The organism is Nonomuraea sp. 10N515B (assembly GCF_052245915.1).
Classification (GTDB): Bacteria; Actinomycetota; Actinomycetes; order Streptosporangiales; family Streptosporangiaceae; genus Nonomuraea.
This window is the reverse complement of sequence record NZ_JBQQBQ010000064.1, coordinates 43,701-51,009: the sequence shown is the minus strand read 5'-3', so window position 1 is coordinate 51,009 and position 7,309 is coordinate 43,701. Positions and strand designations below refer to the sequence as shown.

Annotated in this window: 5 protein-coding genes; 3 read left to right on the top strand and 2 right to left on the bottom strand. The window is 66.3% G+C overall.

Annotation, left to right across the window (positions count from 1 at the left end; genetic code table 11):
- Positions 1 to 1,377: 1,377 nt before the first annotated feature.
- Together ACTWQA_RS48925 and ACTWQA_RS48920 are read left to right on the top strand one after the other, a co-directional pair.
- Positions 1,378 to 3,588: a DNRLRE domain-containing protein gene (locus tag ACTWQA_RS48925; protein ID WP_443165696.1), complete on the top strand. Its 2,211-nt coding sequence runs from the start codon at positions 1,378 to 1,380 to the stop codon at positions 3,586 to 3,588.
- Positions 3,585 to 4,061 (top strand): hypothetical protein, encoded by a 477-nt coding sequence (locus tag ACTWQA_RS48920; RefSeq protein WP_443165695.1) that lies wholly within the window; start codon positions 3,585 to 3,587, stop codon positions 4,059 to 4,061. Before ACTWQA_RS48925 ends, ACTWQA_RS48920 begins: the two co-directional genes overlap by 4 nt.
- 405 nt (positions 4,062 to 4,466) lie before the next feature.
- Here the strand turns inward: ACTWQA_RS48920 and ACTWQA_RS48915 are convergent, their stop codons facing one another.
- Complete coding sequence (locus ACTWQA_RS48915) at positions 4,467 to 5,240, bottom strand: arylamine N-acetyltransferase family protein (protein ID WP_443165694.1); 774 nt, start codon at positions 5,238 to 5,240, stop codon at positions 4,467 to 4,469.
- Positions 5,241 to 5,276: 36 nt separating this feature from the next.
- Positions 5,277 to 6,239: a GNAT family N-acetyltransferase gene (locus ACTWQA_RS48910; RefSeq protein ID WP_443165693.1), complete on the bottom strand. Its 963-nt coding sequence runs from the start codon at positions 6,237 to 6,239 to the stop codon at positions 5,277 to 5,279.
- A 130-nt stretch (positions 6,240 to 6,369) separates the two neighbouring features.
- Here ACTWQA_RS48910 and ACTWQA_RS48905 point away from each other — a divergent pair, with 130 nt between their 5' ends.
- Entirely contained in the window at positions 6,370 to 7,299 is a 930-nt protein-coding gene (locus tag ACTWQA_RS48905) for a hypothetical protein (RefSeq protein WP_443165692.1), read from the top strand.
- Positions 7,300 to 7,309 lie beyond the last annotated feature (10 nt).

The following is a 7,309-nucleotide window of genomic DNA, read 5'->3' as shown; positions in this document are numbered from 1 at the left end:
CATGACGAGCGGACACAGCAGAACTCCCGGAAAGGCGAACGGAGACGCCAAACAGCGCCAAGGGCCGGTGACACGTGTCACCTCGCCCCGGCGACCGGGATGTGTGCTGACTTTGCTGCTACACGCGCGGCGTTACAAGCCTGCGACTGCGGTCACCAAGGGGCGAACGGAAGCTCCGGTCATCGTTGTAGACATCAGTGCTCCTCAATTCCCCAGGCGGACGGGATTCCGCAACAGCTTCAACTCTAGCGACCGAAGGACCTACGTGTCCGCTGAATCACGGACACAACGGCGGGTAACCGCGCCTCATGGCCGCTCCCATTGAGCGGCTGGATTGATCAAGCGGCCGGTGCGTCTTGTGGGTGAGATCGGATAGCCTGACCGGCGCATATCTCCGGAAAGGCTGCATGGTGGACGACTGGACTCCCTTCGAAGGCCCGTTTGACAGCGATGAGGCGTCCGATGCCATCGCCGATCTCGAAGAGCAGAGGATGTCGCTGCCGCGATGACGGAGGCACTTACTGAGTTCCTTGAAGACAGCCAGGAGTACGCAGAGGAGGGCTACGTCGAGTCGTCGTTGGCGATCAGTTGCCTGATCGCTGCTCGGATCTCAGCTGAGTTATCACTTCAGCCCTTCGCGTGAGGGACAACAAACACGACTGGACCATCTCCTCATCACACAACGTGATCTTCGCTTACTGAGAACGCCTCAATCTCTGTAGCGACCCTCCGCGACCATCGTGGTGGATTGAGCGACCGGCACGCCACGCTACGGAAACCCACGGCTTGGTCATCGGGCCATGACTCAGTGTGGATCTTGCCACCCTGCCGTTCGTGATCTACGCTCACTCCGAGTTTTCCAGATTGTCAGGATCTTCATGGATGGCGCCCTTGCGGTCTACACGGTTGTTACGAAGCTCAGCTCTCGCCGTCACAGCGGGTGCGGTCCTCGCCGCCTCGGTCCTCAACCCCTCGCCCGTCCAGGCACAACAAGCCGGCCCGTCGCCTGTTTCCATGGCGGCCGCGACCAAGCAGCCACCAGGCGAGATCCTGGGCGCCGCCACAGAATCCCGGCGAGTGGTCCGCCGGCAGGACGGGCAGGTGATCATCGAAACCTGGTCCCGACCCGTGCGACTCAAGCAGAACACCGGAGCGTGGGCCTGGATCGACACGAGGCTCGTCGAGAAGGACGGCGCTCTTCGGCCGAACCTCGTGAAGGCTCCGCTCGCTTTCACGGCAGGCGGGAAGTCCGAACCGTTCGCCCAGCTGTCGACCGCCGGAGGCCAATCGCTCGCCCTGTCATGGCCGACCCCGCTCCCGCGCCCTCAGGTCTCGGCGAACCGAGCGACGTACGACCTGGGCGACGGTGCCCGGCTCGTGGTCAGCGCCATGGCAGCGGGATTCCGCTACGAGATCGTCCTCCAGCGTCGCCCGGCGAAACCCCTCGACCTCACGCTTCCCGTGCAGGTGAAGGGCGCCTCATCCGGCGAGCGGCGGGAGGAGCTCGTGGACGCTCAGGGGCGAACCGTTCTGCACGCGTCAACGCCCCGCCTGCACATCAAGCCAGGACGGGGTACGACCGCGAAATCGGCCCTCGGCGCGTTCAAGGGCGAGCAGTCCGGCGACAACCTGCGGGTAGCGCTGGACGGCGCCAAGCTGGACACCACGGCCTTCCCCGTTACGATCAGCGGCTCGGTCGGGATGCCGGCGAGTGCGGACGTGGACGTCTCCGACGAGGGCGGCGTGGGCGACCCGTCTTCGCCGTTGCTGATGGCCGGCGGCATCTTCGGCATACGTAACCGCGTCCTGCTGCGCTTCGACACCATGGCTCTCACGGGTCAGCGCATCGTTGACGCGAAGTTGTCGGTGGTGAACACCGATGGCCCGGGCTGCGGAGAGGCTGGAGACGGCATCCAGGTCCGGCGGATCACCAGCCGCTGGGATCCGTACGATCTCACCTGGGCCAACAAGCCAGCCACGACCACCGAGGGCGCCACGATCGTCACCCAGTCTTACGCCAGCGACTGCGGCAGAGGGACACTCGACTGGCCTGTCAAGGAGATCGCCGCAGCTTGGGCGAGCGGCAGCCCCAACTACGGGCTCACACTGCAGGAGCCGAACGAGGCCAACACCTTCGACAACTTCCGCGAGCTCGCCTCCACCGAGTACGGTGACCCCGGCACCGAGGTGCCGAAGCTGACGGTCGTCACAGAACCGGTCCCGTCACCTCAGGTCCTGTACCCGGCGGGACCCGACGGGGTGGAAGTGTTCACCGCGCCCGCGGACTGGAAGCTGGACACGCTCCCGGTCTCCTCTGAGAATGTGCACGCGTTGAACGGTGCTGACGACCGTGCACAGGCCAACACCACCATGTTGGCCCCGCCCTACTTCGACCCGGCCAGCGGGCAGGTGGTCGCTCCCGCGACGCTGGCGGGCAAGGACACCGCGAGCCAGGTGCTGAGCGGGATCGCGCTGGACAACGGCGACGCCGATGAAACCCTCGCGATCGGTTTCGAGAGCGAAGATTCCCCAGCGGCCCGGACTTCCGCGGTGACCACCGCGGAAACCCCCTACTCGATCACTCCCCGATACGTCGAGGTCGTCAACAGCTACCAGGCGCTGAACACCATCACTGATCAGGTGCTCGATCTGGACGAGACGATCCCGGCGGGAACCGCGCTGTTTGCGACGCAGATCTGGCCCGAGCGCAACCTGGTCGTGGTGCAGTCCACCGATGCCTCCACAGGGTTACGTAAGGCTCTGGCGGACCGGTACGGCACGTACAACGTCGCCATCTGGCTGCGTTCGGAAAGCGACCGTCCGCACCCGAACGTCCAGACGAAGTCCTACGCCGCCGCGGACAGTCGGCAAAATGACACGGGAAAGCTCAACGGCGGCTCCAAGTTCATTTCCTACAAGTCTGACAACACCGTAGACACGGCGTGCACGACGGGATTCGCCATGGGGAGCGCAACCGACAACCTCATGGTGAGCGCCGGGCACTGCGCTGCGGGAGACGGGCTAATCGCGAGCGCCGGCATCATCGAATGGACGAACTGGCGGGACGGTCAAGGAACGATCAAACTGCCGAACCAGCCGACCTACTACGGCGACGTGTCCCTGATCCGGACGGGATTCGGCCGGGTCACGAGCCCCACCATCTTCATCGGCGACAGGGACTCATCCGTCAAGCAGTGGGTGGGCGGGCGGTTCTCGGTCCGCGCTCGGGAAGGCGACCAGTACTGCATCGGCGGCGCCAGCACGAATCCAGCATCGCACGGCCAGATCTGCCGCTTCAAGGTCACCGACATCGGCTGGAAGGTCGAGTATGCACACCAGATAACCCGGGAATACATCGGCACGGCGCGGTGGGTTCAGGTCGGCAAGAAAACCGGCAGGTGCCCGGTCGGCGGTGATTCAGGCGCGCCGGTCTACACTTTCCGCCAGAGCGATGGATACGTGGTGGCCAAGGGCATCTTCAGCGGCGGAGTCGGCGATGATGCGCCTGTCCAGTCCACTTGCGTGACTTACTTCACCGACTTCCATGACGTGATGAAGGCCGTCGGCAAGGACATCTACAAGAAATGAATCCCCTGGGCCCGTCCTTCCTGTGGCGCATGTGCTGCCTCCTGGTGTTGGCCGTCGCGATTTCCATGGCGGCCTCCCTACGGGAGTCTCGGCCGGCTGAACCACCCTTCAATGGGTGGATCGACACGGTCGAGGTGGAAGGACGGGCCCTCATCCTGCAGGCGGTCAGTGGGATGCACTCCACGGAATGCCTCAAGGCCGACGCAGCCGAGGCGGTCGAGTTCGAGACGAGCGTGCGGGTCCGGGTGGTGCTTCGCGACGTCTGCCCGCGACATGAGCGCACGCTGCTTGAAAAGTGGCGGGACGAGTTGTGGCCGCCTGCTTACATCGGTACTGGCGGGATCGTCTCTGTGCCAATCACGCTCGACCGGCCCTTGGGGCGCCGGAAGGTCTTCGACGAGGATGGCCGCGAGATCCGCGTCTGCCCGATCACAGGGTCGCGATTGAAGACCATGCAACAGTGCCTGAAGTAGGGTGTGGGTGCCGAATAGGCTGCCATGTCATGTGACCTGCCGGTATTCGTGGATGAGTCCGCCGACTCGGTCGCGCCGGAGGATGCGTAACTCGGTGTTCGGTGGTGATGGAGTCGCGCGGGTATTGGCTTCTGGCGATCGTTGTTGAAGCGTCTGGTGGGGTCGATGCCCGTTGTGGTGGTCGATGTCGGTGAGGACGGCCTGGGTGTGGTGTTTCGCTGCTGCGGCTGTTCGTGCGACTTTCCCGTCTTCGCGGACCCTTGAAGCCACTAAATATGAGACTTTCATTGACTGCCGCAAAGGCTGTCATATGACTCTGACACGGGAGTTGCCACCTGGCCCACAACTGGCCCACGAACCATGAGCGTCAACGAGAACGAGCGGGGCTCCCACAGGCGTGGACGGTCAGGTCACGAGCTTGGGGAGGACGGCCTGGGCGTCCGGCTCCGCGATTTCGATGCCGAAGAGGTCGCGCAGGGTCGTCGCCAACTCCTCCACGGTCGTCACCGGTAGATCCTCCAGCCGGATCCGCCTGTCGGCAGTGGTCCGCTGGACGAGCACATGGTGCCGGAACGGCGACTGCGGATACTCCGAGACGTAGAAGTTGGCCACCTCGAAGTCGCTCGGATAGTGCGGCTCGTCGGGGCGGAAGGCGTACAGCTCCGTCTCCTCCGAAGCAGGCCCCGAATGCAGCACCCAGAAGTCGCCGTCGCGGCCCAGTCGCCACCGCCACTCGCCCGACACCAGCGTGGCGCCGTCCTCGAACGGCATCGGCTCCACCAGCCCGTCACCCCCGAACCCGACGTCGGCCAGCCACGTGCGGCCTTCGCATGCCACGGTGAGCGTGGCGTGCGAGCGGGGCAGGTGGGAACGGCCGAGCCGGATCCTGGCCAGGTGGCGTTTCAGGGTGAAGCCGAGGCTTTCGAGCGCGGCCGCGAACAGCAGGTTCTGTTCGTGGCAGTAGCCGCCGCGCCCGCCCGTCACCATCTTGTCCTGCAAGCTGTCCAGGTCGAGGCGGATGCCCCGGCCGAGGAGCACGTCCAGGTTCTCGAACGGGATGGCCTGGACGTGCGCCAGGTGCACGGCGCGTAACGTCGCCGCCGTCGGGGCGTGCGGGCCGTCGTAGCCGATCCTGGTCAGGTACGCGTCCAGGTCGAGTTTCGCAATGTCCCACGTCATGCGATCAACAATGACGGGTACGGCGGCCCGTGCGCATCACGTGTTCACGGGATTCCGATCGTCGGCCGCGATTTCCGGTTTGGCGGACAAGACCAGCCGGATGGAGAAATTCCGGTAGCCGGCGCGTTCGAACGCCCGGGCCATCGGCACGTTCCCCAGGTCCGTGTCGGCCACGATCCGCTGCACGCCCCGCTCGGCGTGGGAGCGGGTGATCTCGGCGAGCAGGTCGTCGACGTACCCGTGGCCGCGGTGCTCGGGCACGACGCCGAGGTAACCCACCACCGGTCCGGCGTTGTTGGCCGACGGCAGCGCGACCCCGGCCAGGTCCCCGTCCTTCGTGTACGCCAGCCGCCACCACGACCGGTCCCCCGGCATCGACTTGTAGGCGTTGACGTCTTCGCGCGCCTGCGTCTCCGGGTCCATGGTGAGCAACCCCTGCCGCGTGTCGTAGTCGAGCGAGCCCACGGCCACCCGCCGGAACGCCGCGACGAACGCCTCGTCGTCGTCATCCCCGCGGAAGACGAGCCGCTGCGACGGCTCGGGCACGGGCTCGTCGGCCGTCCACTCGTAGCGGAGGCGTTCCAGCTCCTCCGTGAGCCCGGCGCGGCCCGCGGCCTCCCATCGCCAGGCGATCGCCGCCGTGGCCTTCGGGTCGTCGCGCCAGCCGTTGGACAGGAACACGTGGTACGCGGGCCGTTCACCGGACTCGGTGAACGCGTGCCGGAGCAGGTCGGCGGCCAGGCCCACGCGATCCTCGACGGAGGGGTGGACGTAGAGGCAGTCCATCGCAAGCGGCTTGTCGCCGCCGGGGAAGCCCCACCAGACGACGCGGGCCAGGATCCGGTCGCCGTCCTCGGCGATCCAGATACGGTCGTAACGGTAGTTGCCGCTTTCGAGAAACGACAGCAGGCGGTCGGGATGGGCCCAGCTGATGGACTCGTCGACGACGCAGCCGAGCAGGCGGTCTAGATCACCCTCGACTGCGGTACGGAAATGCACGATTCCTCCGAGAAGTGAAAGCGGGCGCGGTGAGCGCCCGGAACAATACCGAACATCTCAGCGCCTCCTTTCTTCCGACTTTTCGGCGTCAGCGGGCACTCTAGCGGAAATATCACGAAAGGATGGGCTCGTGAGGTCCAACGACGACGACACGCTGCCCCTGCAGCCTCCGATCCGGCTGCCCGACGAGGCCACGCTGGCCGCTGCCGTACGCGCCGCTCCCCTGGCCGAGGAGCTGAAACCCGAGGGCGAGGACGCGGAGGTGCTGGCCGCCTGGGCGGACCACTGCCGGGAGCGACTGGCTGCCGACGAGGGCCTGCTGCTGGAGCTCATCCGGATGTTCCTGTCACGTGAGCCGGCCAAGGGCGACATTCCCGAGACGCTGTCCGGGCTCGGGCTGGTGCGCCAGGCGGAGCCGTACACGCTGAGCTGGCTCGGCCTGTGGGCGGCGCGGCTGATCATCGCGGACACCACCGGGCAGGAGATTCCCGTCATGGGATCGCTCGCGGACGCCGACGCGGCGGCGCTGCTGCACGGCCTGCGCTCCTATCCGGAGGCCGAGCGCGGCGAGGAGCTGGCGGGGTGGCTCAAGGACAGGGATACGAACGCGGCGGCGGCGGAGATCGCCTCGGTGCTGGGAACGGTGAGCCCGCTGAGCCGGGCCGTCGGCGTGGAGCTGCTGTGGTCGGACTTCGGCGAGGAAGGCCGGCCGGCGCTCTCCAGGCTGTTGGAGGAGCCGAAGCTGGGTGCGGTGATCGCGGCCAGGACCGGGCGCGAGGACCGGCAGCCGGTGCCCGAGGAGATCGCGTGGGTGCTGGTGGACATGGCGGCGGCGCTGCTGGAGTTCGGGGACGCGCCGGTCGAGGTGATCAACTCCATCGCCATGGGGATGAACTCGGAGGAGCAGACGAACACGATCGCGATGCTGGCGTTCGGGGACCATCCGTGGACGGGACGGGTGCTGCAGGTCTTCATCGACCATCATCCGGACGAACGGGTCGCGGCGGCGGCCCGTAAGGCCCTGCGGCGGCTTCGTGGCCTGGCCGATCTCCGCACGTGACGGGTCGTGT

Excerpts from the sequence above, each read along its gene's own strand:
- ACTWQA_RS48920 (WP_443165695.1), top strand. The coding sequence starts at position 3,585 with ATGAATCCCCTGGGCCCGTCCTTCCTGTGGCGCATGTGCTGCCTCCTG.
- ACTWQA_RS48915 (WP_443165694.1), bottom strand. The coding sequence starts at position 5,240 with ATGACGTGGGACATTGCGAAACTCGACCTGGACGCGTACCTGACCAGG.